Genomic DNA, 25,432 nt, shown 5'->3' with positions numbered 1-25,432 from the left:
CACAATGAACGATCGGAGCTTGACCTCGGAAAAGTCCTGTATCAGCTCCTACGTCTTTCTGCAACTTCAGCAGCATAAGCAACAACCAAGCATTCAGGCGCGGGTCCATTCGATCTTCTCGAATGGATTCAACCTGAAAGTTCAAGATCGGTTATGGTTCGTCGGAAAAGGGGAAGGCAATCTGTCGGCGATCGGGCTTGCGCTCGATGCCACAGACTTCGAGCGTATTGCGGCAGGCTTATTCGTAGGCGCACAAGTCAGACTGAATCCCGTTTTTTCCCGATCCGACGAACAACTTGATCTGACATTGACCTGCTATATCAGGCCGATGCCGATCACGGTAACCGTACCTTCTATTCGTAGGATAGATTTGTCTGTTCCTCACATCCCATACGAAAAGTTGAACCGTAGCACTTTGCTGCATCAACTCGAAAAAGCGAAAATACGGGAAAAATCAGGCTTTGCTTCGGCAGCGCTTGAACAGGCTTATACACGCTTCGTTGACGGGTCAGACTCGTTTTCTGCCGTTTCTCTTCAACCTTTAATCGGTGCGGGAGTCGGCTTGACGCCTTCGGGCGACGACTTGTTGCAGGGGATGATCTTGTTTGAACGAATCACGGGCGGCGCGGCAACAATCACGGAGCTGACCCGGCAAGAACTGCAAAACAGGTCTACGACGGAGATCAGCCTGACTTATTACCAAGCGCTGTTCGACGGATACGCCAACATACAGTGGATCGACCTTTGCCAAGCGATCGACAGCGAAAACGAACAGCGGATTGCCGCAGCGATCAAAAAGATTCAAGCATACGGAGCAACCTCGGGAAACGACAGTCTGATGGGTGTGCTTACTTTTTTAAGACAAGCCAAAATGGAGGCAATCATGGGAAAACGAATCGTAGTCGCACTCGGCGGTAACGCCATTTTGAACGAAGATCCTTCGACGCAGGGACAGATCGAAGCGCTGCGTCATACCAGCAAACAGTTGATCGAATTGATCAAACAAGGGCATCAGCTTATCATCAGCCACGGCAACGGTCCTCAGGTCGGCAATCTGTTGCTTCAGCAGTCGATCGCGCAATCCGAGAAAAACCCGGCGTTGCCGCTCGATACGTGCGTGGCGATGACGCAAGGCAGTATCGGCTACTGGCTGCAAAACACGATGAACGAAGCAATCGCCGAAGCCGGTCTGAACCAGCAAGTGGCTTCGATCGTGACGCAGGTCGTCGTAGACGAAAACGATCCGGCGTTCAGCAACCCGACGAAGCCGATCGGCCCGTTCTTCACGCAGGAAGAAGCGGAAAAGCTATCGTCGGAAACCGGCGAAGCGTACGTCGAAGATTCGGGCCGCGGTTACCGCAAAGTCGTGCCGTCCCCGAAACCGCAAACGATCGTCGAATACCCGATTATCAAAACGCTGATCGAAAACGGCTATGTAACCGTATCGGCAGGCGGCGGCGGTATTCCGGTCAAAAAAGTCGCGCATGGTTATGAAGGCGTGGAAGCCGTAATCGACAAGGACTTTGCCTCGGCGAACCTGGCAAATCTCGTCGAAGCCGACTATCTGTTCCTGCTGACGGGCGTGGACAACGTCTATGTGAACTACAACAAGCCGAACCAGGAAAAGCTGGAAGACGTCACGATCGACCAACTGCAAGCCTGGATCGCCGAAGACCAATTCGCGCCGGGCAGCATGCTGCCGAAAGTTCAAGCGGCGATCGCGTTCGCGGAAAGCCGTCCGGGCAGCAAAGCCGTCATCACCTCGCTCGAAAATATCGGCGCGATCTTCGATGGCGGATCAGCTACGGTGGTAATGGCGGGAAACCCGGTGCAGGCGGTCTGACCACCCCATAAGGATCGTCTGCTCCCTTCCCGCGTTATCCTATATACAATAGAAGAAACACGATCGACGAATCCTTTCGTTTCTCGGCTTAGGCCGTGCGCGAAAGGGTTTCTTTTTTTATCAACATATCTTGAAAGCGGTTAAAATTTGTGATACCTTATGTGTAACCGGTTACTCATTTGAGGTGAAAAGCATGGTCACGATAAAAGATGTCGCAAAACACGCCGGCGTATCGGTCGCTACCGTATCGCGGGTGCTGAACGAAACCGGCTATGTGCATGAAGATACGCGCCGTATGGTCGAAAAGGCGATTGAGGAACTGAATTACACGCCCAACGAAGTGGCCCGCTCCTTGTATAAGCGCAAATCTAGATTGATCGGATTGCTGCTGCCTGATATTACCAACCCTTATTTCCCGCAGCTTGCCCGAGGCGTGGAAGACCGCATGCAGGAAAGCGGATTTCGCCTGATTTTCGGCAACAGCGACGAAAGCGAACAAAAAGAACGGCATTATATCCAGACCTTCGTGCAAAATAATGTGGTCGGCATCATCTCGTCCACCAATTTTCCGGGCATGGATTTCTATCGGCGTTTGAAAATACCGGTCGTGTTTTTGGACCGGATCTCCAGCGACCGGCCCGCGGTTTACGCGGACGGTCGCGAAGGCGGGCGGATCGCGGCGCAGCAGATCGTCGAACGCGGCAGCCGCCGCGTCGCGGTGCTGCAAGGCCCGGCGCATATCCGTCCGGCACAGGACCGCTTTCAAGGCGCGATCGAGGTACTTCAGGATAACGGCGTTTCGCACGAAGTGATCCGGACCGATTCGTTCGCGCTGCATGAAGCGGAGCAAAAAGCGAAAGAGCTGTTCGAGACGGTCCCGGATGCCGACGGCGTGATCGCCAGCAACGATATGGCGGCGATCGCCGTGCTGCACGAAGCGCTTCGGTTAGGCAAAAAGGTGCCGGAGGACGTGCAGATTATCGGTTTCGACGATATTCCGCTGAGCGGACTACTCTTCCCGCCGCTGTCGACGATCCGCCAACCCGCTTACGATATGGGCTACAAAGCGGCGGAATTGATGATTCAATTGATCGAGGAACAAACGGTAGAACTCCGCAATATCCAGATGCCCGTCGAATTTATCGAACGGGGCAGCACGCGCGCGAAGCCGGAGCAATGACAGCCTGTCCCCTTTTAAATCAAAGAAAGCATTAAGCAAATTTCTTGACCGTAACAAACTATTTTATAGAAAAGGCGTGAATATAGATGAGTATAGCTAACGAAAAACGCGCACGCGTCGTCGTGGTCGGAAGTTGTTCGATGGACTTGGTCGTTACGTCTTCCAGACGGCCCGGCGCGGGAGAAACGGTGCTTGGAGAAAGCTTCAAGACCGTCCCCGGCGGCAAAGGAGCCAACCAGGCGGTAGCGGCAGCCAGACTCGGCGCGGAAGTGTCCATGATCGGGCGGGTCGGCGACGATTCGTTGGGCCAAACGATTTTGGATAACCTGAACCAGAACGGTGTTCTTGTGCAAAATGTGGAACCGGTTACACATTGCGAAAGCGGAACGGCTCATATCATTTTGGCCGAAGGCGACAACAGCATCATCGTGGTCGAAGCGGCCAATCGCGAAGTAACGCCCGAGTATGTGGAAAAAGCCCGCGCAACGATCGAGCAGGCCGATATCGTGCTGATCCAGCAGGAGATCCCGGCCGAGACGGTGCTGTTGGTTAGCCGCATCTGCAAGCAGGCCGGCGTGCCGCTGCTGCTGAATCCCGCGCCTGCCCGGCCGGTTGAAGCGGAAATCATCGAAAATAGCACGTACTTGACCCCGAACGAGCATGAAGCCAGCCTTTTGTTTGACGGAACCGATCTGAGTGAAAGCTTGCGGAAGTACCCGAATCGCCTGATCGTGACCGAAGGAAGCCGGGGCGTGCGTTATTTCGATGGCAGCGAAGAAGTGGTCGTACCTTCTTATCCCGTCGAAGCGGTCGATACGACGGGAGCCGGGGATACGTTCAACGCGGCGTTTGCGGTAGCGCTGGCTGAAGGACAAGGGATCGCGGACAGTTTGCGTTTTGCCAACAGAGCCGCATCGTTGTCCGTCACCCGCTTCGGCGCGCAGGGCGGCATGCCGACCCGGCAGGAAGTAGAGGAGGCGCTGGCATGAAAAAACACGGCATCCTGAACAGCCATATCGCCAAAGTGCTCGCCGATCTGGGGCATACCGATTATATCGTCATCGCCGACCTCGGGCTTCCGGTGCCGGCCGGCGTGCCGAAGATCGACTTGGCGTTGACTTACGGCGTTCCCGGTTTCGAGCAGGTCGTCGAGACCGTGGCCGCCGATATGGAGATCGAACAGGTAACGATTGCGGAAGAAATGGTCGCACAAAATGAAGCCGCTTACGCTTTTACGCTCAAAACGTTTGAGAATGCCGAACTTCGACGTTGCAGCCACGAAGAGTTCAAGAAGCTTACCGCGGGGGCAAAAGCCATTATCCGAACCGGCGAAGCCAAGCCTTATGCTAACTGCATTTTACAAGCGGGCGTTCATTTCGGAAACGAAGTCTAAACAAAAAGGAGGAAGCGGCATGCATATCGGAATGCAGGGCATTCACAAAGCATTCGGCACGAACCAGGTGCTTCGGGGCGTCGATTTCGAGCTTCGCGAAGGCGAAGTTCATGCGCTGATGGGCGAGAACGGCGCAGGCAAGTCCACCTTGATGAATATCCTGGTGGGCCTGCACGCTCTGGACGAAGGCACAATCACGGTCGATGGCAAAAAAACGGTTTTCGCGAATCCCGGGGAAGCGGAAAAACAAGGCATTACGTTTATCCATCAGGAGCTGAATATTTGGCCGGAAATGACCGTGCTCGAAAATCTGTTTATCGGCCGGGAACTGAATTTGCCGTACGGCCTGCTGGATACGCGCAAAATGAAGCGGCTTGCCCGCGAGCAGCTTCAGCGGTTGTCGGTCGATCTGCCGCTGAGCCGGGAAGCCGGTGCGTGTTCGGTCGGACAGCAGCAAATGATCGAAATCGCCAAAGCGCTGATGACGCAAGCCAAAGTCATCATCATGGACGAGCCGACGGCGGCTTTGACCGAACGCGAGATCGTCAAGCTGTTCGAAGTCATTCGCGCGCTCAAAGCCGAAGGCGTTTCCATTGTGTATATTTCGCACCGGATGGAAGAAATCTTCGCGATCTGCGACCGGATCACGGTGATGCGAGACGGGATTACGGTCGATACGAAAGACATTCCGGCGACGAATTTCGACGAAGTCGTGCGCAAGATGGTCGGACGCGAACTGACCGAGCGTTATCCGAAGCGGAATCCGAAGCCCGGCGAAGTCGTGCTGGAAGTGAAAAACGCGACCCGTCGAGGATTGTTCGAAAACGTCAGCTTCAACGTGCGGGCAGGCGAAGTGGTCGGTTTCTCGGGGCTGATGGGCGCGGGACGGACGGAAATCATGCGGTCGATCTTCGGGTTGGACAAACTCGACAGCGGAGAGATCGTGCTCAAAGGGAAAAAGATTAACATCCGCCGTCCGGAAGACGCGGTGCGGCATGGGATCGGCTTTATCACGGAGGATCGCAAAGACGAAGGGTTGGTGCTCGACTTCTCGATCCGCGAAAATATGGCGCTGCCGAATCTGTTCAGCTTCACGTCCAAAGGCTTCATTTCTTCCCGCAAAGAAAAAGAGTTCGTGGATACGCTGGTCAAGCGCCTTCAGGTCAAAACGCAATCCGCCGAAACGCCGGCCGGAAGCTTGTCGGGCGGCAATCAGCAAAAGGTAGTCATCGCCAAATGGATCGGCATCGGACCGAGCTTGCTCATTCTCGACGAACCGACGCGCGGGGTGGACGTAGGCGCCAAGCGGGAAATCTACCAGTTGATCAACGAACTGACCGACCGGGGCGTGGCGATCATCATGGTGTCTTCCGAACTGCCCGAAGTGCTCGGCATGAGCGACCGGATCATCGTCGTGCATGAAGGGCATATCGGCGGAGAGCTTACGGGCAGCGAAGCGACGCAAGAAAATATTATGACTTTAGCGACAGGGGGACAATAAGATGCAAAAACCAGCTTCCGCAGCCGATATGGGTAAGCGCTTCAAATTATCGGAGGTCACGCAAAAACTCGGACCTTTACTGGGCTTTATCATTCTGGTCGTCATCGTGTCGGTCCTGAATCCGGCATTTATGGAACCGCTTAATATTTTGAATCTGCTACGCCAGGTAGCGATTAACGCGCTGATCGCTTTCGGTATGACGTTCGTGATCTTGACCGGCGGCATCGACTTGTCGGTCGGTTCGATCCTGGCGTTATCCAGCGCGTTCGTCGCGAATCTGATGCTGGCCGGCGTCGATCCGATCCTTGCGATTCTGATCGGCTGTATCGCCGGCGCGATCATGGGCGCGATCAATGGCCTGCTGATCACGAAAGGCAAAATGGCTCCGTTTATCGCGACGCTCGCCACGATGACCATTTTCCGGGGATTGACGCTGGTGTACACCAACGGCAATCCGATCACGGGCTTGGGCGACGATCTGTCGTTCCAATTGTTCGGACGCGGTTATTTCCTGGGCATTCCGGTTCCGGCCATCACGACGATGATCGTGTTTGCGGTGCTGTGGATCATTTTGCATAAAACGGCTTTCGGACGTAAAACCTATGCGATCGGCGGCAACGAAAAAGCGGCGATCGTATCGGGCATCAAAGTGCATCGCGTCAAAATCATGATCTACAGCCTGGCCGGATTGCTGTCCGCGCTCGCGGGCTCCATCTTGATGTCCCGCCTGAATTCCGCGCAGCCTACGGCCGGACAATCGTATGAACTGGATGCGATCGCGGCCGTCGTGTTGGGCGGAACCAGCCTGACCGGCGGACGCGGATGGATCGTAGGTACGCTGATCGGCGCCTTGATTATCGCGACACTGAACAACGGCTTGAACCTGTTGGGCGTCTCCTCGTTTTTCCAGATGGTGGTCAAAGGCGTCGTGATCCTGATCGCCGTGCTGATCGACCGCAAACGGTCGGCTTAAATCCAGAAAGAAGGTGGCTTTTATGAAAAAAACAATCACTGCGCTCGCCGCCGTTCTCGTCGTTCTAATGCTCGCGGGTTGCTCGATGCAGCCTCCGGCTTGGGCGCGAACCGACAAATCGGCGAACGGCGGACAGATCAAAATCGGCTTGTCGATCTCGACCTTGAACAATCCGTTTTTCGTATCGCTCAAAGACGGCGTGACCGCCGAAGCGCAAAAGCTGGGCATCGAAGTCATCGTCGTCGACGCGCAAAACGACTCGGCGAAACAAAGCAACGACGTGGACGATCTGTTGCAACAAGGCGTGGATGCGCTGCTGGTGAATCCGACCGATTCGGCCGCGATCTCGTCCGCCGTGCAAGCAGCCAACGGACTGGACATTCCGGTGATCGCGCTCGATCGCTCGGCCGATCAAGGCGACGTCAAAGCGCTGGTCGCGTCCGATAACGCCAAAGGCGGACAGATGGCGGCCGAGTACCTCGTGCAGCAACTTGGCGAAGGCGCCAAAGTGATCGAACTGCAAGGCGTACCGGGCGCGTCGGCGACCCGCGAACGCGGCAAAGGCTTCCACGAGATCGCCGACAAGCAGCTCGACGTGATCGCCAGCCAGGCGGCCGACTTCGACCGGACCAAAGGGCTGACCGTGATGGAGAACCTGCTGCAAGGCAATCCGGACGTGCAAGCCGTGTTCGCCCATAACGACGAAATGGCGCTCGGCGCGATCGAAGCGATCGAAAGTTCCGGCAAAGATATCCCGGTCGTCGGCTTCGACGGCAACGACGACGCGCTGACTTCGATCAAGAACGGCAAACTGACCGCGACCGTGGCCCAACAGCCCGAGCTGATCGGCCAAATGGCCGTCGACGCCGCGCGCGACGTACTGGACGGCAAAGCCGTAGAAGCTTCGATCCCCGCGCCTCTGAAGCTCGTGACGAAAGACGATGCGCAGCCTTGATTCGGGCGGCGACTTGCCGATCGAAGTAATCGCATCGCATACACGCATCTACACGTAAAAGGACTGTTCCCGAAGCCGTGATCCGGCCGGGGACAGTCCCTTTTGCATAACGCTTGCTTTCGACCGCCTATATGGCCCGGACGGATCGGTTCGATTCCCTGAATCGCCGATACGCCAGACCGACATACCTCTCGTTTTGCGAATAAATGCGTATATACACTTAATTTTGTATCCTTTTACCGCAAAACCTTTCTTCGCTTTGCCCCGCGTTCCGGCTATACTGAAAGCTAACGTCAGACGAAAACCAAAACCCCGCTTTTTACCCTTAACCCTATCCGAAAAGGAGCATCCACGATGATCTACATCGCTTTGCTGCGCGGCATCAACGTAGGCGGCAACAACAAAATCGAGATGAAAACGCTCAAGGCCGCTTTCGAAGCGGCGGGCATGGAGCGCGTCAAAACGTATATCAATTCCGGCAATATCGTTTTCGCGAACGACGAACTGGAGCAGGCGGCGCTGCCCGCGGTTTTGGAAGCGGCGATCGAAAAGCAATTCGGTCTGCGCATCCGTGTGCTCATCCGCAGTCTCGAAGAGATGCGGGCAATCTCGAACGTGCTGCCCGATTCCTGGAGCAACGGCAGCGAGATGAAAAGCGACGTTTTTTTCCTCTGGGATGAAGTGGACGAAAATTCCGCCGCCGAAGCCCTTCCTTTAACGCCCGGCGTCGGCACGCTGCTGGTCGCTCCGCGCGCGCTTCTGTACTCGGTGAGCCGCGAAGACGCCGGGCGCAGCGGGATGAACAAGCTTGTCGGATCGAAGCTGTACGCGCAAATGACGGTACGCAACGTGAACACGACGCGTAAGATTATGCAAATGATGCTTGAGCTGGCTTAAGACGCGAACGATAGTAAAAAGGAGTGCGAACGACGTGAACATGGACCCTCATATTCGACTTTGGACGCAAGCGGCGTTCAAGCTGCACGATATTCGCGCGCAAACACTCGAAGTAGGCAGCGGCGAGTACGGCTACAGGTTTCCCGCCAGCGCTTTTTTGGTCATGCGCAAAGGCAGGCTCGAACTGAAGCTGGACGGGCAAAATTTGAACATGGAAGCGCGGCAGATCGTGCATGCAGGCCAAGGCGCGAAGCTGCGTATGCGGCCGATCGAAGACTGCGAGTATGTGCTGATGCTGTACCGGGGAGAGCTGCTGCTGCCTTTTTCCCAAAAGCTGCGCCGGCAATTGGAAGAATGCAATCCGTTCGCGGTTCAATACCGCTTTATTCCCGCTTATCCGCTGGAGTTGCTGGAGCTTGCGGAAACACTGCTGCGGGATTGGCAAAGCGACGACGCGCTCGATAAGCTGCATGCGCGCGCGACATTCGCTTCGTTCGTGCACGAGCTGATGCGGCAAATGAAGCGAAGCGAACATCATCCCGTCCAACCCGACCTGCTGGATCAAACGCTGCGTTACCTGGAGAGCCACTACCGACATCCGATCTCGCTGGAACAGCTTGCCGACGTTTTCGGATGCAGCGTAAGTTTTTTGAGCAAATTGTTCAAAAACAGGTTGGACGAAAGTCCGATGCGTGCTTTGACCCGAATTCGCATGGAGCGCGCCGCGTATGATTTACGATACGGCGAGTGGTCGGTGCAACAGCTTGCGGAACGATGCGGGTATCCGGACGCGCATAGCTTCAGCCGGGCTTTCAAAAAGTTTTACGGAACGGCGCCGATGCGCTACCGGGCCGGTTCGCGACAAGGCAACGCCGTACCGGATTTGCCCTTTTTCGATCCGAAATCTGCCGTATTCCCTCCAAGCGGGCAGTGCTATAATGGCGAAAGTGTTGAGAAACATTATCATTTGAGCCATAAGGGGGATTTATCGGTGAGAAAAAGAACATCCGCGGTCATGTTGACCTTCGCTTTGTTCGGCATGTTGTTGAGCGCATGTTCGGGAACGGGGACCGCGAACACCAACCAGTCGGCAAACGCGGTCAAGGAAGGGACGGCGTCGCAAAAAACGGCAGCTGCCGAAAATACCGCAGACAAAGCCCCGCAAACGGCTACCCAAGTCTATCGCGACAGTATGGGCGATGTGACGATTCCGGCGCATCCTCAGCGCATCGTCGATCTCACGGGCAGCGCGATCGGCAATTTGCTGGTGCTTGGGGTCAAGCCTGTGGCGGCGGTCGATTATTCGCTGTCGAATCCGTACCACGACGGCATGCTGGACGATATCGAAGATATCGGGGACGCGCCTACGGCCGAGGTCGTGCTGGCTCAAAAGCCGGACTTGATCATCGCGTTCGATTATTTGGAAGAAGCGGATTACGAACAGCTCAAGCGCATCGCTCCAGTCGTCCGATTGAAGTACGGAGGCATGACGCCGCAAAACCTGCTGATGGAATTCGGGAAAATCACCGGAAAAGAAAACGAAGCGCAGCAATGGGTGGAAGGATGGGAAGCAAAAATCGCCGAAGTCAAACCGAAAATCCGGGCGGTCGTTGGCGAACGGACCGTGTCGATTTTGCAGCCGTATGCCAAAGGCATTTACGCATGGGGAAACAAAGGAGGACGCGGCGGGGAAATCCTGTACGACGATCTGGAACTGAAAGCTCCCGATATCGTTCGCGAAACGCTGATCGACGGGCAAGGGTTCGGCGGCGATTTGTCGCTTGAAAAGCTGCCGGACTACGCGGGCGACTATATCTTCACCAGCAATTGGGGCTGGGACGACGGAGACGCGAGCGTGGTCTACGACAGCGAGATATGGAAATCTCTCGAAGCGGTGAAGAACGACCGGGTATTCTGGATCGATCCGAAAGGCTCGTATTACAACGATCCGATCTCGCTCGAAGCCCAGCTCAAGCTGATCGAAGAAAGCTTTTTGGGCAGCGGGAGTTCGTCGGATTCGTAAACGTTGACGGTTGCGGGCCTTTTTCAAGGGGTTAAAATCAGATTCGGACGCATTGGTTCGCTCATGCCTTCGCCGAGGAAATAATCCGTCAGATGCGATTGCGCGTAGCCTTTGATCGTCATCGAGTTGCGGTAAGCCGGATTTTGCGCCATCGTATACAGACGGGTATCGGTCGGCACGTCCGTCGTGAAAACGACCAGCTTCGAATAATTGTCGGCCGACATGATCACTTCTTCGCGCCAATCGCCGATGATGTCGCCGTAAAACAGCGATACGCTGCGGTAATTCAAAGAAGCGTTGCGGTATTTGTACAACGACTCCACGCGGGAAGAACCGTTCGTCAAGTAGTTCCATTTGTTGATGACGTTCTCGTGCAGTTGTTCGCTGAGCAAATCGCCGTCCCACCAAATGCGGATCGAAGGCCACGGCTGCGTGCCGGAAGGCGTAACCTGCCGATTGCCGGAGCCGTTGTAGATGCCGGAAAACGACCACGTTTCGTAACCCGGATAGCGCGGATCGAGATCGCCGACGTCGCCGCGTCCCACATCGCCCGCAGGCGGCGTCGTGCTATGTTGCCAAAGCATGTTTCCGGTCGCGGCGTCATAATAATATTCCAGCAAGCCGTTCCCGTTGTCCTGTTGAATCCCGTATCCTTCCAGCCCCGGACGGTTTGGATCAAGATCGCCGATATAGAAACGGTCGCCGTGGATCACGCCCTGATCCGCCAGCGAGTAGCGTAGCGTGCCGTCTCCGTTCAGCACGAAGCCGATCTCCGCGATCTCGTCTTTGCCGTCGCCGTCCACGTCGATAATGCGCATCTGATGCCCGTCCGACGCCGCTTGCGAACCGCGTTTCCACGTCCATTGAAGAGCGAGATTGTTGCCGGTGTACCGGTAAGCGGCTACCACGGCGTTGAAAGACCGGTTGGGCTTGCGGTTTTTCATGAACGCGACAAGGCTCGGCTTTTGCCCGTCGAGATACCCGATACCGAGCTGCATGGCGAGCGGACCGTCCGCGGCGTAATCGTCGGGCAGCGCGGCGTACTTTTTCAAGCTGCCGTTCATGCCGCCGAGCACCGCCAGCCACTGCTTGTCGTCGCTGTTACGCGTCGACCATTTGCTGCCGTCGCCGAACGTGACGCCGTTGGCGATCCGCAGCGCGACTTCGGCTTTGCCGTCTCCGTCGAGATCGTACACCGTCACGCCGTCCCACATGCCGACGTCGATCGCAGTGGGTCCGGGGGAGATGTTGTTTTTATTGACGCTGCCCGGCCCCAGATCGACCGACCATAGAAACGTGCCGTCGCGTTTGTACGCTTCGAGCGTTTGCGTTTCCGTGGCGCGGCGGCTGAGCACATAATCGTACTCGTGATCGCCGTCGAGGTCCCCGACCCATACGTTCCCGATCTCTCCGCCTTCGCGCAGCGGAACGATGAAGGCCGGTTCGTCCGGCGCGTTCGCAGGCAACGCAAAAGACTCGCTTGCCGCCTGTTCGTTGCCGCCGCTCACCGGCCTGACAAAGTAGGCGTTCGTCTGCGTGCGGTCGGCGGTCCGATCCGTAAAGTTCGTGCCGAGCGTCAACGTTTCCGTATTCAACTTTTGCGCCGTGCCTCCCGCCGTGGAGCGGTACACGTTGAATCCGAGATCGGACGCGTCTTTTGCGAGCAGTCTCCAGCTTACGAACACGTTGGAACCGGCTCTCACCGCAACGACGCCCCGACCGAGATTTTCCATCTGCCTGGCGGCCGGAGCGGCTTCTGCCGGAACCGGCGGCAGCACCGCGGCGGCGGCCAATCCGAACGACATCATCAAAGCCCAACCTTTTGCCCAACCCCGCTTTTTTGCTTTCATTTTATCATCCTTTCATGTGAATAAAATTTCTAAATCGAGTTTATTTTACATAAAATATGTATAATTAAACATGCTGAAGAAGAACCAGATTTATGTGTGTTCGTGCATGGATAAGCGAGGCGGGTCGGTAGGTCGAAAGACAGGAGTGGTCAATCAAGTGCCCGAAATCGTCATGAACGAATCGTGCAAACGCTTGGTTTTGAAAAGGTCGACCCAAAAAAGCTTCGCTCCATCTAAAACGATAGGAGCGAAGCTTTTAAAGTTTTCTTATTCGGTCACACAGTCTCTTCCGTACCCAAACTCCGCAGCAAGAATTCCGTAAAATGCACCGCGTGACGCCCGGCCAGCTCGACGTTCTCGTCGAAGCTGTCGGCCGATTCCGCGCCGTGTCCGGCGATATCGGATACGGATTTGACGGCGATGACCGGAATTTCGTAACGTTGTCCGACTTCCACGATCGCCAAGCCTTCCATATCGGATACTTTCGTAGCAGGCAGCTTGTCCAGAATGCCCTGAACGCGCTCGCCTTCGCTCATAAACGAATCCAGCGTCAGCGCGAGTCCGAAGTCCAGGTGGTAAGGCAGGCTGCCTTGTTCTTCCTGGGCGATGGCGCGCAGGCGTTCCAGCCAAGCCGCGTCGATCTCGTAGGAAGGAGGCATTTGCGGCATTTGGCCCCAGGCATAGCCGAAGCAGGTCGCATCGACGTCTCCGTAGATGTAGGAAGTCGGGATAACGACGTCGCCGACTTTCAGCGTAGCATCAAATGCGCCGACCGAACCGGTATTGATGATCAGATCGGGGCGGTGACGTTCGGCCACAAGCGTTGTCGCTACCGCCGCATTGACCTTGCCGATGCCGCTCTCGACGAGCAGCAGTTCACGGCCTTCCCGGACGGCATGTTCGATAACGGTCTTGCCCATTACTTCACGGCCGGTAATATCCGAATTGATGCGAAAAGGTGCAATTTCTTCTTCCATGGCACAGATAACAGCGATTTTCATGATCGAACCTCTCTTATGAACGGATTTCTTTTCCAACGATTAACGCTTAGTTTTCTTCCAGGTACGAAATCGGCTCGTTAACGTCTACTTTCGTACCGCCGAATTCGTCCTTGATGTACTGCTGCGTATCTTCGTTGTGGTACAGTTCGCCCAGCTTGAGCAGACCTGCGTCGTCTTTCTTGTCTTCGGTCGTGACCAGAACGTTGATGTTGGCCTTCGTGTCTACGGACACTTCTTCGTGGAACAGGGAATCTTCCAGCACGTTCAATCCGCCTTCGAGCGCGATCGTGTTGCCGATGAGAACAAGGTCAACGTCCTGAATAACGCGAGGACCTGTTGTGTCGTCGATCAGCTCGAACTTGAGGTTTTTCGGATTGCTGGTGATATCGTTGGTGCTGCCTGTGCCGACATCGAATCCATCCTTAAGCTCGATCAGACCTGCTGCTTGCAGCAACAACAGCCCGCGAGCCGTGTTGGCCGGGTTGTCCGCAAGGGCCACAAGCGCGCCGTCCGGAACGTCTTTGATGTCTTTGATTTTATTGGAGTAGATACCCATCGGCTCCAGGTAAGTCGTCGCGATTGCCGTCAGGTTGGCGCCGCTGTCCTTATTATAGCTTACGAGATACGCCCAGGATTGAAAAGCGTTTACGTCGACTTCTTTTTCTTTCGTTGCGTTGTTCATTTCCACGCCGCCGTCGATTTCTTTGACCTTGATATCCAGCTTGGCGTCTTTGGCTGCTTGGGATGCCGCGATATGCTCCCAGATTTGGGCGTCGGAGCCCATCGAACCGATCGTGATCGTCTGTGTACCGTCTGCGGCTACGGCGCTTGTGCCGCTGTCTGCCGAGTTGCTGCCGCATGCTGCGAGAACAACCAAAGCGCTGAGTGCCATGCCTGCGAACCATTGTCTTTTCATCTGTGTTTCCCCCTAAATTGTTCTTTTTGTATAAGGATGTAATACGTTCAATCGGTAACGTGTGAAAGCGAGCAAATATAAGAAGATCCGAGAATAACGTCGTGCGTGCCTTTGTTTCTTTTAGTGCATGGTCATGCCGCCGGTTACGTTGATCGCTTGCCCCGTCATGTACGAAGCGAGAGGGCTTGCGAGGAACAGTACGACATTCGCGACGTCGCGCGGCTGCGCGGTCCGGCCAAGCGGCACCTGCGAGCAATCTTCTGCGTAAATCTCTTCTGCCGTCATGCCGCGAATCAGACCGCCTTCGATCCGCTCGCGATGCTTCATTGCGGTCTCCACGATGCCCGGACATACGGCGTTGACACGAATGTTTTGGGCAGCCAGCTCAACCGCCATGACTTTGGTCAGGCCCAGCACGGCATGCTTGGACGCGCAGTAACCGCCCATGGCACGATAGCCGTTTTTGCCTGCCTGCGACGAGATTTGGATGATGCTGCCCGGTTTGCCTGCTTCGGACAAGGCTCGCGCAGCGCGTTTCGATGCGACATACAAGCCGGTCGAGTTAATCGCGAATACTTTTTCCCAGTCCTCGGTGCTGCTGTCGGTCACGTAATCCATCGTCGAGATCCCGGCGCAGTTGACGAGCACGTCCGGCACGCCTTCGCGTTCCAGCACGGTGTCGAACCAGCGCTCTACGTCATCGGGTTTCGACAGGTCGAGCCGCGTTTCCGCAAAACGCTCGCCTGTCTCTGCATAGTCTTCGCTGTAACGGAGATCGGCGGAGATCACTCTCGCGCCGCTCTCCAGAAACAACTCGACGATCGCGGCCCCGATGCCTGATCCGCCCCCGGTCACGACGACCTTTTGCCCCGTGAGATCGATGGCGATCATGGCTTAAAATACCCGGTTAAACGGATCGCGGCTAATGCCGGCTTCCAGCACCTGACGGGCATACTCTTGGGCGGAGAAAAGGGAATGGTCGCGGTAGTTGCCGCATTCCAGCGCCGATACAGCCGGAACTTCCGTCGTTTCGATGACGAGGCGCAGTGTTTTTTCCAATGCCGTCGCGACTTCTTCCGGGGAATGCTCGTTCCACAGAATCATGTAAAAACCGGTGCGGCAGCCCATCGGAGAGATGTCGATAATGCCTGTCAGCTCGTCGCGCAGGTAAGTCGCCAGCAGATGCTCAAGGGTATGAACGGCCGCCGTTGGCAGCGCATCTTCGTTAGGTTGGAGGAAGCGCAGGTCGTATTTTTGCACCGTGCTGCCTTTCTCGTCATGTTCAACTCCGGCAGGACGTACATAAGGAGCCTTTACGATTGTGTGATCCAATTCAAAACTTTCGACTTTTGCCATTGCGCTTCATTCCTTTTTCATTAGATTGGGTATTGGGATGCGCCCTGAATTTCCGGTTCGGCTGAACATCCCAAGCTTTCTGTCGAGCGATACGTTTCGAAATCAATGCGTGGACTTGCGTGTGAAATAGTCTCCGATAAACTGACAAACGAATACAAGCAGCAAAATCAAGATCGTAGCGACAAAGGTGATATCCAGTTGGAAACGGTTATAGCCTTTGTTGATCGCGAGACTGCCAAGACCGCCGGAGCCGATCGCGCCTGCCATGGTGGTTAGGCCGATCAGGTTGATGACCGTGACCGAAGAAGCTCGGATGATGCCGGTCAGGCCCTCTTTTAAGTATACACGGAAAATGATCTCTACAGGACCCGAACCCATCGCCTGGGTGGCCTCGATAATGCCGGGATCGACTTCGAGCAGAGCGTTCTGGATCTGTCTCGCGTAAAAAGGCACGATTCCGATTACCAAAGGTACGATTGCCGCATTCATCCCGATCGAAGTGCCTGTAAGGAGTCGCGTGACCGGAACGACGATCGCGATCAGGATGATGAACGGCACGGAGCGGAAAAAGTTCACGATCTTTTCCAAAATGCTGTACACCCAACGGTTAGCGAGAATGCCGCCTTTGTCGGTTGCGACCAGAATGACGCCGAGCGCAATCCCGAAGATCGCGGAGAACAGGGAGGTCATGAACACCATGTACAGCGTCTCGTAGGTGCTTTCCCAAATTTCCGATTTGTTTTCCATGACGTTGGGCAAATACCGGTTCAGAAAATCATTCATACAACGCTTGCACCTCCCAAAGCCGCTTTGCCCGGCGAATCCAAGCGGTCAACCGTGACGTCGAGCGAGCGCAGATAAGCAAGTGCTTTTTCCAACTCCGAACGTCCTCCCGACAGCACCACGATGAGACTGCCGACAGGCGTTTGTTGCAGAATCTCCACGTTGCCGAACAAGATGTTGGCCGAGACGCCGAAACGGGTCGCGATATCGGAAACGATCGCTTCGCTGGTCCGGCTGCCGACGTAGGAGATTTTGCAAAGCAGATCGTCGTTTTCCATACGGGCGAGGGACGGGTGCGACATGATCTTTTCCATCGTCTGCCCGAAATGCGTCGCCGTATGGATAAAATCGCGCGTCAGCGGCTGCTTCGGCTCGCTGAAGATCGAGACGATATCGCCTTGCTCGACGATCGCGCCTTCTTCCATCACGGCCACTTTGTTGCAGATTTCTTTGACCACCTGCATCTCGTGCGTGATGATGACGATGGTCAGGCCAAGCTCGCGGTTGAGATCGCGCAGCAGGTCGAGGATCGACAGCGTCGTTTTCGGGTCGAGCGCGCTGGTCGCTTCGTCGCACAGCAGGATGCGCGGCTCGTTGGCGAGCGCCCGGGCGATCGCGACGCGCTGCTTCTGCCCGCCCGACAGCTGGGAAGGGTAGGACGCGAGTTTATCGGACAAGCCGACCAATTGAAGCAATTCCCGGACTTTGCGGTCTTTTTCGCTTTTTGGCATGCGGGAGCTTTTAAGCGGATACAGCACGTTGTCGTAGACGGTACGGGATTTCATGAGGTTAAAATGCTGAAAGATCATTCCGATTTTTTTGCGTGCGCTGCGGAGTTCTTTCGGTGTCAGTTCAAGCAGCTTCTGGCCGTTGACGACCACCTCGCCGGAACTGGGACGTTGAAGCAGGTTCATCACGCGGACGAGCGTGCTTTTGCCCGCGCCGCTGTAGCCGACGATGCCGAACACGTCCCCTTCGTCCACTCGAAGGTCGATGTCCCGCGCGGCGACGAGGGTGCGCGAACCGGTATTGAACGTGACGTTGATGCGAGATAACGAGATCATAAGCAGAACCATCCTTAATCCGGTTTCCGATGTAAGCTTTCGGTGAGTTATTTTCCGATATTGTACACCGTGTTACTCGGAATTGCTAGAGGAAAAAACAGATTAATTTTGAATGGGGCAAAAGGCACAACACATTAACGCTTCCAATGGAAAAGAAGGCGAAAAACAGCAAAAAACCTGCTTTTCACGATAAGGAAGGCAGGTTTGATTTTTGTCGCAATCGGTTTAGTCAAGCGCGCTTTGCAGATCTTCCAGCAGGTCTTCGATATCTTCGATTCCGACCGAGATTCGGACCAGGCCGTCGCCGATGCCGAGTTCGCGGCGGCGGTCCGCCGGGATAGACGCATGCGTCATGCGGGCCGGAACGGAGATCAGGCTTTCCACCGCGCCGAGACTTTCGGCCAGCGTGAAGTAACGGACTTTGCCTAGCAGGATATCGACGTTTTCCGCGCTGCCGACATCGAACGAGATCATGCCGCCGAATCCTCCGGCTTGCGTCGCCGCCAGTTCATGCTGCGGATGCTCGGCCAGACCGGGATAATGCACTTTGGATACTTTCGGGTGGTTGTTCAGGAATTCCGCGATGCGGCGCGCGCTGCGCTCGATCGCTTCCATGCGCAGACCAAGCGTTTTGATGCCGCGCAGCACAAGCCACGAATCCATCGGTCCGAGTACCGCGCCGATCGCGTTTTGCAGGAAATGCAGGTCTTCGCCGAGCTGTTCGTCGTTGACGACCGCAAGGCCCGATACGACGTCGCTGTGCCCGCCGACGTATTTGGTCGCCGAATGCACCACGATATCGGCGCCGAGCGTGATCGGTTGCTGCCAGTACGGCGTGCCGAACGTGTTGTCGACGATCACGAGCAGGCCGTTTTGTTTCGCCCAGGCGGAAACGGCGCGCAGATCGGTGATTTTAAGCAGCGGATTGGTCGGCGTCTCGATAAAGACCGCTTTCGTTTCGGGACGAAGCGCCGCTTGCAGCGCGTCGAGCGAAGTCGTGTCGACGAACGTCGCTTCGATGCCTTGACGGTTCAGCACTTTGGACACGATCCGGTACGTGCCGCCGTACACGTCGTCGGTCAGCAGCACATGGTCGCCGCTTTTCCAGAGCGAGAAGACCGCGTGGATCGCCGCCATGCCGGAAGAAAAAGCGAAGCCGCGCACGCCTTCTTCCAGTTCCTTGATGACTTCTTCCAACGCGTGGCGCGTCGGGTTGCCGGTGCGGGAGTATTCGTAGCCTTTGTGCACGCCGACCGATTCCTGTTCGTAGGTGCTGACCTGGTAGATCGGCACGCTGACCGCGCCGGTATAGGGATCGCCGACGATGCCGGCATGGATCAGTTTCGTTTTTTGTCTCATCGTTATTCGCCTCCGCCGTAAATGTTTTGACTCAGATACCGTTCGCTGCTGTCCGGGAAAATAACGACGATCCGCGTGCCGGGCGCGGCCTGCCGCGCTTCGCGCAACGCCGCTTCCATCGCCGCGCCTGACGAACTGCCGACGAGCAGCCCTTCCGACGTCGCGAGGTCTTTGACCCGCGCGAACGCGTCCGCGTCGGAAATGGTGTGGATCGCGTCGAAATACCCCGTATCCATAAACGCCGACAACTTTTCGACCCCGATTCCTTCGGTACGGTGCGAACCGGACGGTCCGCCGTTCAGGATCGAGCCTTCCGGTTCGACGATGCACGTTTTGACCTGCGGATTGAGGTCTTTCAAATATTTCGAAGCGCCCATGAACGTGCCGCCCGATCCGGCCCCGGCGACGAAAACGTCGACCGCGCCTTCGAGATCGCGCCAGATTTCCGGCCCGGTATGTTCATAATGCGCTTGCGGATTGTCGAAGTTGGAAAATTGGCCCGGAATATACGAGCCGGGAATTTCGGCCGCCAGTTCTTCGGCTTTGCGGATCGCTCCGGTCATGCCTTCGGACGTCGGCGTGTTGACGACGTTCGCGCCGAGCGCCCGCATCAACTGCTGCTTTTCCACGCTGAATTTTTCCGGCACCGCGAATATGACGTTCAGGTCCAGGCCGATCGCCGCCATCGCCAGCCCGATTCCGGTATTGCCCGCCGTCGCTTCGATGATCGTGCCGCCCGGCTTGACGTCTCCGCGCTTGAGCGCCTGTTCCAACAAAAATTTGCCGATCCGGTCTTTGACGCTGCCGCCGGGATTCATGAATTCCAGCTTGGCGAACAGCCGCACGCCTTCGGGCAGCGGGTAACGGGTGAGTTCGAGCAGCGGCGTATTGCCGATCAGCTCCTGTACATGCGTATAAATGGTCACGGTGAACCGGTCTCCTTTTTTCGATGGCGAGCTTGTCCGCGCAGCTAGCGCTATGTCCGGGTAACGCATTATCGCATAAAATGACCAGTGGTCAAATGTGTCGCAAAAAAAGGCGCAAAGCCCGGGAGCCGCCGATCTTTCGTTTAATTCATAGTATGTCAATTGGGATTATATACGATAGTCGGAAAATAAAAAAGAAAAATTTTTCGACGCGGCGATCCGTTCCGGTTTTCTGCGCTTTTTCGGGGCATACGGTCGTAAAAAGGAGCATACGGCCGCACATTTGCGAACCGTTTCGCTCAGTCGCTCCTTTGTTTGCTCAGCATGGCTCGCCGCGTCTGAGGCAAGCTGACCCGCGTTGGGAGCCGGATTCTTTTCCCGTATAATAGTAAACGTTACGCCGGATGGAACGCTTAACGGTTGGCAAGCGTCCTACGACGTCGGAAATCGAGCAAGCCGAAAGGATGAATCCCATTGGGTTATACGGAAGTGCTGGAACGGAAAAGCGAAATTCTGAAAAAGACGATGGAGAATTGGATTTTGAAAGAGAACCGCGACGGGTTAAACCGCCAGGAAGCGCACATTTACCGGAATATGCTCAAAGAACTTCATCAGAACGAACAGGAACTGAACACGGTACGCGGCGAGGAAGTCGTGAAGCAGCCGGAATCGGCGGAATCTTCGACCGAGCGTGTTCTCGTAGGAACGACTGTTTAATCGAACAGAGGCCAAAGTCTTTTATACGGACAAAAAAGATCGAAAAACCGCCCGAACTTCGCTGGATGCGAGGTTGGGCGGTTTCTTTATAATCTAACGACTCTCCGGTAAACGAGACAATCCAGCAGCTCCGGCCAATCCAGCTCCTGCTCATACGGATCGCGGAAAGCCGTGGCGGTAGGCAGATAACCCAGCAGTCGGCCAAGTCCGCCGTGGATGTTATTTCCTCCGTCGCCGCCTTTTCCCGTATAGCCGTCCGGCGCAAGCACCAGCTCTTTGATATAAGGATCGCCGGGAAAACACAGGCCGAGACTGTTGGGCAACTCCAGTTCATACGGCGCCTGCGCGAAATGCTTCAAACGCATCGACTCGCCGATCTCGTCCCCCCACGGGAAAAGGGTGGTCGCTCCTGCGCCGTACACCGTTTCCCATTCATCTTCGGTAAGCAAATCAAACCCGGCTTCAACCTCGGCTTCGCTCCATTCTTCAAACGTCTCGCTATCGTCGAACAGATGCAACCGAATATCGTCTCCGTTTCGTTCAAGTCGAAGATATTGGTAGATTTCCAGGCTTTGTTGCGGCATCGAGCGGAAGCGTTCAACCTCTTCAAGCAGATCGGCATCTTCTTCGGGGTCCAGTTCGTCAATCTCGAAAGGATACCAACCGGCGGAAAGGGTCTGACGTTCAACCAGCATCGGTCCGGTCGAGACTTCGCGGATAGGCGACATCAGCTTGTTCAGGTAAGTGCTTGCTTCTTGCGAAGTCGCCTGAAGCTGCTGTTCGAAAAAGGCAAGCAATCGTCGGCGCGCAGGCGTCTCGGCAGCGGATGACGGCTCTATTCCTGTCCAGCCAAGCCTCGCGGTATCGCCGGGCACGAACACGAATTCGCGGCCTTGATAAGCAAAAACTTCGTTTTCCCGCGTTTGTCCGAACCGTTCGAACGTCTCCGTGCGCAGCCATTCGAAACCGGAAGGAAGCTGCCGGAGCAGGTTTTCGATCTGTTTTTGCCGCTCGTCCTTCGTTAAAGCATTCCATTGTTGACGATTCCATGAGTCCATGAATAATGTTGCTCCTTTCGCCGTTTTTCGATGTACGAAGTGAAGGGATGCAAAAGAAATTCCGTCCCGTTATCGCCTATTTTAGCGGTCGGAGTTGTCCGATTCAATCCGGCAGAACGAATTCGGTCAACCGTATATCTTGCCCGCCGCCGGACGTATGACCAGCCGCCGAATCGGACGCGAGACCCGTTATCGTCTGTACGCCAAGCTTTTGGAAAAATCAACACCGGCTATCCTTTCCCTGCGCTTCGTTTTCCGCTACAATTGATTGATAACCATTCTCAATGAAACGGAGGTGAACGCAAATGCAGGCAAGCACGTTATCGGAGATCTACGGCAAATATCTGAACCGCCCTCCTTTTCGGGAATGCGAGACGGATCTGTACGCGCTGTGTCCCGAAGCCGGAGCCGGTCTGATCCGTCGGTGTACCACGTTCGGCGGAATCGAGATCGTGCATTCGCAAATCCGCTACCACGATCCGTACCGCAGTTCGTTTTCCGCCAGAGGCCAATTGATCGAGCTTCAATTCGCGCTGTCCGGCCAGCGTTACGTGACGATCGACCGTCAGGAATACACGCTGCCCGTGGGAAAAGGCGCGCTCGTGCTGCTTCAGGATTTCCGGGCCAGTTTTCATCCGCCGTCGGATCAGCCGTACGATTCGTTCGCGCTGGGCATTCCGGTTCCCCTGTTTCATTACGCGCTGTCGTCGCTGGGCATTCGGTCGTCGGCCGATCTTCCGCGGCTGCTCGCGGGAAATTCGTTTTGGTCGATGGACTTCGAGTTGGACGCGGTGTGCATGGCGCAGGTACAGCGGTTGATCGCCGAGCTGCGGCATCCGCTGCGTTCAGCGCTTCGGCTGGAAGCCGCGGCGCTGGAACTGCTCGACCGCTCGCTGCAACGGTTGTTCGATCCGTCGCCCGCGCCGGAAGGCTTTTCGCGGGAAGATGTGCGTCGGCTGCACGAAGCGCGTCGGATCGTGGAAACTTCGTCGGAGCATCCGCCTTCGCTGCTTCAATTGTCGCGCCTTGTCGGCATCAACGATTTTAAGTTGAAAAAAGGCTTCAAAGCCTGCTTCGGCACGACGGTGTTCGAGCATGTACGGGCGACGCGGTTGGAGCGGGCGATGGCGCTGCTGCGGGAAGGCAGCAGCGTGACGGAAGCGGCAATGTCGGTCGGGTACAGCAACGCCAGCGCGTTCGCGCAGCAATTTTTCCGGCGCTACGCAGTCAAGCCTTCGTCGGTGGGGCGGCGCAGATGACGGTTTTTTTGCGGAAAAAGCGATAGTGGCTTAAGCGATGATGTCCTTTTTCAAATCGCTGTATAGGTGCTTCGGATTTGCGAATAAGTGCGTAAATGCACTTATTTGGATCGGATCTTGCGATTTGGAGAAAATAAATGCAGATATGCACTTATTTTCTCGGTATTGTGGAGCATTACGCGTTTTTTCTTCAAATAAGTGCAGATTCGCACTTGTTTGAAAATTAGGGGGCATATCGAATGAAATAAGTGTATTTGAGCATTTATTTCGCGATACGATTGTGATTGCTACTGTTATGGTTACGTCATGCGCGTTACGTCGACCGTATAAAAATCCGCCGCGCGTGCGTTCGCTCCGTCAGCAGGCGGTTTGACCTTTTTCGCTTTGCTATCCTTTTTCTATACATCATAGAGGGCAAGCCTGTGTGGCAGAGCTGCCCGGAAGGAGAAGGAAAGTGGAGAAGGCAAACAAAGTCAAAGGAAGTATCTTTTTCAGTATATTCGTAGCCATGCTCGGCTTGATGCTGATCGCTCCGATTATGCCGCCGCTGATCCGGGAACTGGGTCTGAAAGCGGGACACTCGGGGCTGATTATCTCGCTCGGATCGATCATGATGGCGGTGATGGCTCCGGTCTGGGGAAAATTAAGCGATAAGCTGGGGCGTAAACCCGTTATTTTGGCAGGTTTTGCCGGAATGACGATTGCTTGCGCGTTGTTTGCGGCTGCTTTGTATGCGGGATTGCAGGGAGTCATCCAAGGAGGCTTGCTGCTGGGAGCGCTCATTGTCACGCGAAGTCTGATCGGCGGATTTATTCCGGCGGTATTGTCTTCGTGCCAAGCCTATATGGGCGATATTACCGAAGGGGAAGAGCGAACCAAAGGCATGGCGCTTATCAGCGCGGCTAACGGACTGGGGTTGGTATTCGGTCCGGCGATTGCGGGAGCCTTTACGTTGGTCGGTCTGTTATGGCCGTTGTACTTTGGCATTGTCGTCTCGGCAGTCGCTTTTGTGATTGCATGGATGTCGATTCCGGCCGCGCGGCCTGTGTATCGAACAGAGACGACAGAGAAGCTTAGACTGAAAAATTCAGGCATGACTTCTTATCTTTTTGCAGGCATGGGGGTTATGATGGCAATCGTTACGCTTCAGGTTGTCGGAGGCTTCTACTTTCAGGATATTCTGGACTTGTCCAGCGGAGCGACGGCACGTACCGTATCGTTTGGCTTGATGGCGGCTGGTATCGCGATGCTGTTGGTTCAGGTGTTCCAGATGAAAAAACTGACCTGGCCGCCACGGCGCATGATTGCGGTGGGCGCGATCTTCGCAGTCGTCGGCTTGCTGATGTTTTTGCTGCCGGGCGGTTTGCCGCTGTATTACGCCGCTTTTTTCGTGTTCGGCGCGGGAGCGGGCCTGTTGATGCCGGGATTTATGGCGGGAGCCTCGCTTGCGGCGGGAGCGGGTAAGCAGGGCGGCGCGGCTGGATGGGTCGCGTCGATGCAGGGGATTGCGGCGATCATCGCACCTTTGCTCATGACGGGATTGTATAGCGTGAATCTGCGGATTCCGTTTGCGTTGTCGGCTCTGTTGATCGCGGTATCCGCGGCGGTGCTGGGATTGAGCCGACCGGATAAGAAGGTAGCGTTGCCCGAAGCCGAAGCTTCTTGATCTCGGGCGACATGTCGCGCTCGACCGCTCGCCGATCAAATTTCATCGTGTCGATCTAACGATTCGATTAGGAAAAAGGAAAAGGCTGCGATCCGAAGATCGCAGCCTTCAAGCTGTCGAGCGAGTCACTCCGTCTTGTTGATTCCAGTCACGTTGGATTTTCTCGGCATTCTTTCTTTGTCTTTTCTTCGATTGACGCTAGGCTTGATCCGATGCCGGAAAAGAGGATACAATCTTCTGATGCACATATAGACAAACTTCATGCACGGATGGGGAGCGTTGAAAAAAACCAACTCCGAAAAAGCTTGAATCGGGACAAATCAGGAGAGGGATGTTGAAAATAAGTGCGAATATGCACTTAATTCATTCAAATTATGCCATTTAGAGAGAATAGATGCGGATATACACTTAATTTCTCCATATCCTGATCTTTTGCGCGTCTTTTATTCAAATAGTTGCATATATGCGCTTATTTGAAGATCCGGGAAGAAATCGAGCGAAATAAGTGTATTTTGGCACTTATTTCAACCGCTCTTGCTGAATTTTCGCTCGCCCCTTGCTCAAATCTGATTCCCATCTCGCTCGCTCCTCGCTCAAATCTCAATTCAAACCAAGCTAACCTGAAAAAGCCTTCTCGGCGCTTCCCGCCACCTCGGCGGTGTCAAACTTCCGAATCAAGCCGGCGAACCGTTGGTTGTGCGCGTCACTTTCT

The 25,432-nt window shown here is 55.3% G+C and carries 23 protein-coding genes and 1 pseudogene; 14 read left to right on the top strand and 10 right to left on the bottom strand.

Annotation, left to right across the window (positions count from 1 at the left end; all coding sequences use genetic code 11):
* Positions 1-4 precede the first annotated feature (4 nt).
* From WKI47_RS05390 to WKI47_RS05345, 10 genes and pseudogenes are all read left to right on the top strand, one after another.
* A pseudogene (locus WKI47_RS05390) lies at positions 5-841 on the top strand (DUF2877 domain-containing protein); the annotation flags it as partial.
* A gap of 42 nt (positions 842-883) precedes the next feature.
* Positions 884-1,843 (top strand): carbamate kinase, encoded by a 960-nt coding sequence (gene arcC, locus WKI47_RS05385; RefSeq protein WP_340226216.1) that lies wholly within the window; start codon positions 884-886, stop codon positions 1,841-1,843.
* A gap of 193 nt (positions 1,844-2,036) precedes the next feature.
* A complete protein-coding gene (locus tag WKI47_RS05380) occupies positions 2,037-3,023 on the top strand; it encodes a LacI family DNA-binding transcriptional regulator (RefSeq protein WP_340226133.1) in 987 nt (328 codons plus the stop codon).
* A gap of 86 nt (positions 3,024-3,109) precedes the next feature.
* Positions 3,110-4,012, top strand: a complete 903-nt coding sequence (gene rbsK / locus WKI47_RS05375) for a ribokinase (protein ID WP_340226132.1) — start codon at positions 3,110-3,112, stop codon at positions 4,010-4,012.
* The gene (gene rbsD, locus WKI47_RS05370; protein ID WP_340226131.1) at positions 4,009-4,416 is read left to right on the top strand and encodes a D-ribose pyranase; all 408 of its coding nucleotides are present in this window, start codon (positions 4,009-4,011) and stop codon (positions 4,414-4,416) included. Before rbsK ends, rbsD begins: the two co-directional genes overlap by 4 nt.
* A 19-nt stretch (positions 4,417-4,435) precedes the next feature.
* Positions 4,436-5,917, top strand: a complete 1,482-nt coding sequence (locus WKI47_RS05365) for a sugar ABC transporter ATP-binding protein (protein ID WP_340226130.1) — start codon at positions 4,436-4,438, stop codon at positions 5,915-5,917.
* Between the two features lie 28 nt (positions 5,918-5,945).
* On the top strand, positions 5,946-6,890 hold the full coding sequence (rbsC, locus tag WKI47_RS05360; protein WP_340226215.1) for a ribose ABC transporter permease RbsC: 945 nt from the start codon (positions 5,946-5,948) through the stop codon (positions 6,888-6,890).
* 22 nt (positions 6,891-6,912) lie between these two features.
* Positions 6,913-7,845, top strand: a complete 933-nt coding sequence (rbsB, locus tag WKI47_RS05355; RefSeq protein WP_340226129.1) for a ribose ABC transporter substrate-binding protein RbsB — start codon at positions 6,913-6,915, stop codon at positions 7,843-7,845.
* Positions 7,846-8,199: 354 nt separating this feature from the next.
* Positions 8,200-8,742: a DUF1697 domain-containing protein gene (locus WKI47_RS05350; RefSeq protein ID WP_340226128.1), complete on the top strand. Its 543-nt coding sequence runs from the start codon at positions 8,200-8,202 to the stop codon at positions 8,740-8,742.
* A gap of 40 nt (positions 8,743-8,782) precedes the next feature.
* On the top strand, positions 8,783-10,765 hold the full coding sequence (locus WKI47_RS05345; RefSeq protein ID WP_340226214.1) for an AraC family transcriptional regulator: 1,983 nt from the start codon (positions 8,783-8,785) through the stop codon (positions 10,763-10,765).
* Positions 10,766-10,788: 23 nt separating this feature from the next.
* Here WKI47_RS05345 and WKI47_RS05340 read toward each other — a convergent pair whose 3' ends face one another.
* The 9 genes from WKI47_RS05340 to WKI47_RS05300 all read right to left on the bottom strand — a co-directional run bounded on the left by WKI47_RS05340 (position 10,789) and on the right by WKI47_RS05300 (position 20,020).
* Positions 10,789-12,615, bottom strand: coding sequence for a hypothetical protein (locus WKI47_RS05340; RefSeq protein ID WP_340226127.1), 1,827 nt, complete (start codon positions 12,613-12,615; stop codon positions 10,789-10,791).
* A gap of 275 nt (positions 12,616-12,890) precedes the next feature.
* Entirely contained in the window at positions 12,891-13,616 is a 726-nt protein-coding gene (mtnN, locus tag WKI47_RS05335; RefSeq protein ID WP_340226126.1) for a 5'-methylthioadenosine/S-adenosylhomocysteine nucleosidase, read from the bottom strand.
* A 46-nt stretch (positions 13,617-13,662) separates the two neighbouring features.
* A complete protein-coding gene (locus WKI47_RS05330) occupies positions 13,663-14,532 on the bottom strand; it encodes a MetQ/NlpA family ABC transporter substrate-binding protein (protein WP_340226125.1) in 870 nt (289 codons plus the stop codon).
* Between the two features lie 120 nt (positions 14,533-14,652).
* Positions 14,653-15,423 (bottom strand): SDR family NAD(P)-dependent oxidoreductase, encoded by a 771-nt coding sequence (locus WKI47_RS05325; protein WP_340226124.1) that lies wholly within the window; start codon positions 15,421-15,423, stop codon positions 14,653-14,655.
* Between the two features lie 3 nt (positions 15,424-15,426).
* Positions 15,427-15,888: an S-ribosylhomocysteine lyase gene (locus WKI47_RS05320; RefSeq protein ID WP_340226123.1), complete on the bottom strand. Its 462-nt coding sequence runs from the start codon at positions 15,886-15,888 to the stop codon at positions 15,427-15,429.
* Between the two features lie 102 nt (positions 15,889-15,990).
* Positions 15,991-16,671, bottom strand: coding sequence for a methionine ABC transporter permease (locus WKI47_RS05315; RefSeq protein WP_340226122.1), 681 nt, complete (start codon positions 16,669-16,671; stop codon positions 15,991-15,993).
* Complete coding sequence (locus WKI47_RS05310) at positions 16,668-17,735, bottom strand: methionine ABC transporter ATP-binding protein (protein ID WP_340226121.1); 1,068 nt, start codon at positions 17,733-17,735, stop codon at positions 16,668-16,670. Before WKI47_RS05310 ends, WKI47_RS05315 begins: the two co-directional genes overlap by 4 nt.
* A gap of 225 nt (positions 17,736-17,960) precedes the next feature.
* Positions 17,961-19,094 (bottom strand): bifunctional cystathionine gamma-lyase/homocysteine desulfhydrase, encoded by a 1,134-nt coding sequence (locus WKI47_RS05305; RefSeq protein ID WP_340226120.1) that lies wholly within the window; start codon positions 19,092-19,094, stop codon positions 17,961-17,963.
* Positions 19,095-19,096: 2 nt separating this feature from the next.
* Positions 19,097-20,020: a cysteine synthase family protein gene (locus WKI47_RS05300; protein WP_340226119.1), complete on the bottom strand. Its 924-nt coding sequence runs from the start codon at positions 20,018-20,020 to the stop codon at positions 19,097-19,099.
* A gap of 474 nt (positions 20,021-20,494) precedes the next feature.
* On the opposite strand from WKI47_RS05300, the gene WKI47_RS05295 reads away from it, so the two are divergent.
* Positions 20,495-20,737, top strand: a complete 243-nt coding sequence (locus tag WKI47_RS05295) for a hypothetical protein (protein WP_340226118.1) — start codon at positions 20,495-20,497, stop codon at positions 20,735-20,737.
* A gap of 86 nt (positions 20,738-20,823) precedes the next feature.
* Here WKI47_RS05295 and WKI47_RS05290 read toward each other — a convergent pair whose 3' ends face one another.
* The gene (locus tag WKI47_RS05290; protein WP_340226117.1) at positions 20,824-21,795 is read right to left on the bottom strand and encodes a hypothetical protein; all 972 of its coding nucleotides are present in this window, start codon (positions 21,793-21,795) and stop codon (positions 20,824-20,826) included.
* 94 nt (positions 21,796-21,889) lie between these two features.
* On the opposite strand from WKI47_RS05290, the gene WKI47_RS05285 reads away from it, so the two are divergent.
* From WKI47_RS05285 to WKI47_RS05275, 3 genes are all read left to right on the top strand, one after another.
* Positions 21,890-22,063, top strand: coding sequence for a hypothetical protein (locus tag WKI47_RS05285; protein ID WP_340226116.1), 174 nt, complete (start codon positions 21,890-21,892; stop codon positions 22,061-22,063).
* 37 nt (positions 22,064-22,100) lie between these two features.
* Entirely contained in the window at positions 22,101-23,054 is a 954-nt protein-coding gene (locus WKI47_RS05280; protein ID WP_340226115.1) for an AraC family transcriptional regulator, read from the top strand.
* A 454-nt stretch (positions 23,055-23,508) separates the two neighbouring features.
* Positions 23,509-24,720 carry an MFS transporter gene (locus WKI47_RS05275; RefSeq protein ID WP_340226114.1) on the top strand — a complete coding sequence of 404 codons (1,212 nt, stop codon included), beginning with the start codon at positions 23,509-23,511 and terminating at the stop codon, positions 24,718-24,720.
* The last annotated feature ends 712 nt before the right edge of the window (positions 24,721-25,432 follow it).

Origin of the sequence: Saccharibacillus sacchari, from assembly GCF_037722395.1 — a bacterium.
In the GTDB taxonomy this organism is placed as follows: domain Bacteria; phylum Bacillota; class Bacilli; order Paenibacillales; family Paenibacillaceae; genus Saccharibacillus; species Saccharibacillus sacchari_A.
The sequence above is the reverse complement of the archived record's forward strand: the minus strand, read 5'-3'. Positions and strand labels throughout refer to the sequence as shown.

What these genes read in the sequence shown, in the direction of transcription:
- mtnN (WP_340226126.1), bottom strand. Translation starts at nt 13,616, where the DNA reads ATGAAAATCGCTGTTATCTGTGCCATGGAAGAAGAAATTGCACCTTTT.
- WKI47_RS05325 (WP_340226124.1), bottom strand. Translation starts at nt 15,423, where the DNA reads ATGATCGCCATCGATCTCACGGGGCAAAAGGTCGTCGTGACCGGGGGC.
- WKI47_RS05380 (WP_340226133.1), top strand. Translation starts at nt 2,037, where the DNA reads ATGGTCACGATAAAAGATGTCGCAAAACACGCCGGCGTATCGGTCGCT.
- rbsD (WP_340226131.1), top strand. Translation starts at nt 4,009, where the DNA reads ATGAAAAAACACGGCATCCTGAACAGCCATATCGCCAAAGTGCTCGCC.
- WKI47_RS05305 (WP_340226120.1), bottom strand. Translation starts at nt 19,094, where the DNA reads ATGAGACAAAAAACGAAACTGATCCATGCCGGCATCGTCGGCGATCCC.
- rbsC (WP_340226215.1), top strand. Translation starts at nt 5,946, where the DNA reads ATGGGTAAGCGCTTCAAATTATCGGAGGTCACGCAAAAACTCGGACCT.
- WKI47_RS05310 (WP_340226121.1), bottom strand. Translation starts at nt 17,735, where the DNA reads ATGATCTCGTTATCTCGCATCAACGTCACGTTCAATACCGGTTCGCGC.
- WKI47_RS05280 (WP_340226115.1), top strand. Translation starts at nt 22,101, where the DNA reads ATGCAGGCAAGCACGTTATCGGAGATCTACGGCAAATATCTGAACCGC.
- WKI47_RS05290 (WP_340226117.1), bottom strand. Translation starts at nt 21,795, where the DNA reads ATGGACTCATGGAATCGTCAACAATGGAATGCTTTAACGAAGGACGAG.
- WKI47_RS05345 (WP_340226214.1), top strand. Translation starts at nt 8,783, where the DNA reads ATGGACCCTCATATTCGACTTTGGACGCAAGCGGCGTTCAAGCTGCAC.
- WKI47_RS05340 (WP_340226127.1), bottom strand. Translation starts at nt 12,615, where the DNA reads ATGAAAGCAAAAAAGCGGGGTTGGGCAAAAGGTTGGGCTTTGATGATG.
- WKI47_RS05315 (WP_340226122.1), bottom strand. Translation starts at nt 16,671, where the DNA reads ATGAATGATTTTCTGAACCGGTATTTGCCCAACGTCATGGAAAACAAA.
- WKI47_RS05330 (WP_340226125.1), bottom strand. Translation starts at nt 14,532, where the DNA reads ATGAAAAGACAATGGTTCGCAGGCATGGCACTCAGCGCTTTGGTTGTT.
- rbsB (WP_340226129.1), top strand. Translation starts at nt 6,913, where the DNA reads ATGAAAAAAACAATCACTGCGCTCGCCGCCGTTCTCGTCGTTCTAATG.
- arcC (WP_340226216.1), top strand. Translation starts at nt 884, where the DNA reads ATGGGAAAACGAATCGTAGTCGCACTCGGCGGTAACGCCATTTTGAAC.
- rbsK (WP_340226132.1), top strand. Translation starts at nt 3,110, where the DNA reads ATGAGTATAGCTAACGAAAAACGCGCACGCGTCGTCGTGGTCGGAAGT.
- WKI47_RS05320 (WP_340226123.1), bottom strand. Translation starts at nt 15,888, where the DNA reads ATGGCAAAAGTCGAAAGTTTTGAATTGGATCACACAATCGTAAAGGCT.
- WKI47_RS05365 (WP_340226130.1), top strand. Translation starts at nt 4,436, where the DNA reads ATGCATATCGGAATGCAGGGCATTCACAAAGCATTCGGCACGAACCAG.
- WKI47_RS05350 (WP_340226128.1), top strand. Translation starts at nt 8,200, where the DNA reads ATGATCTACATCGCTTTGCTGCGCGGCATCAACGTAGGCGGCAACAAC.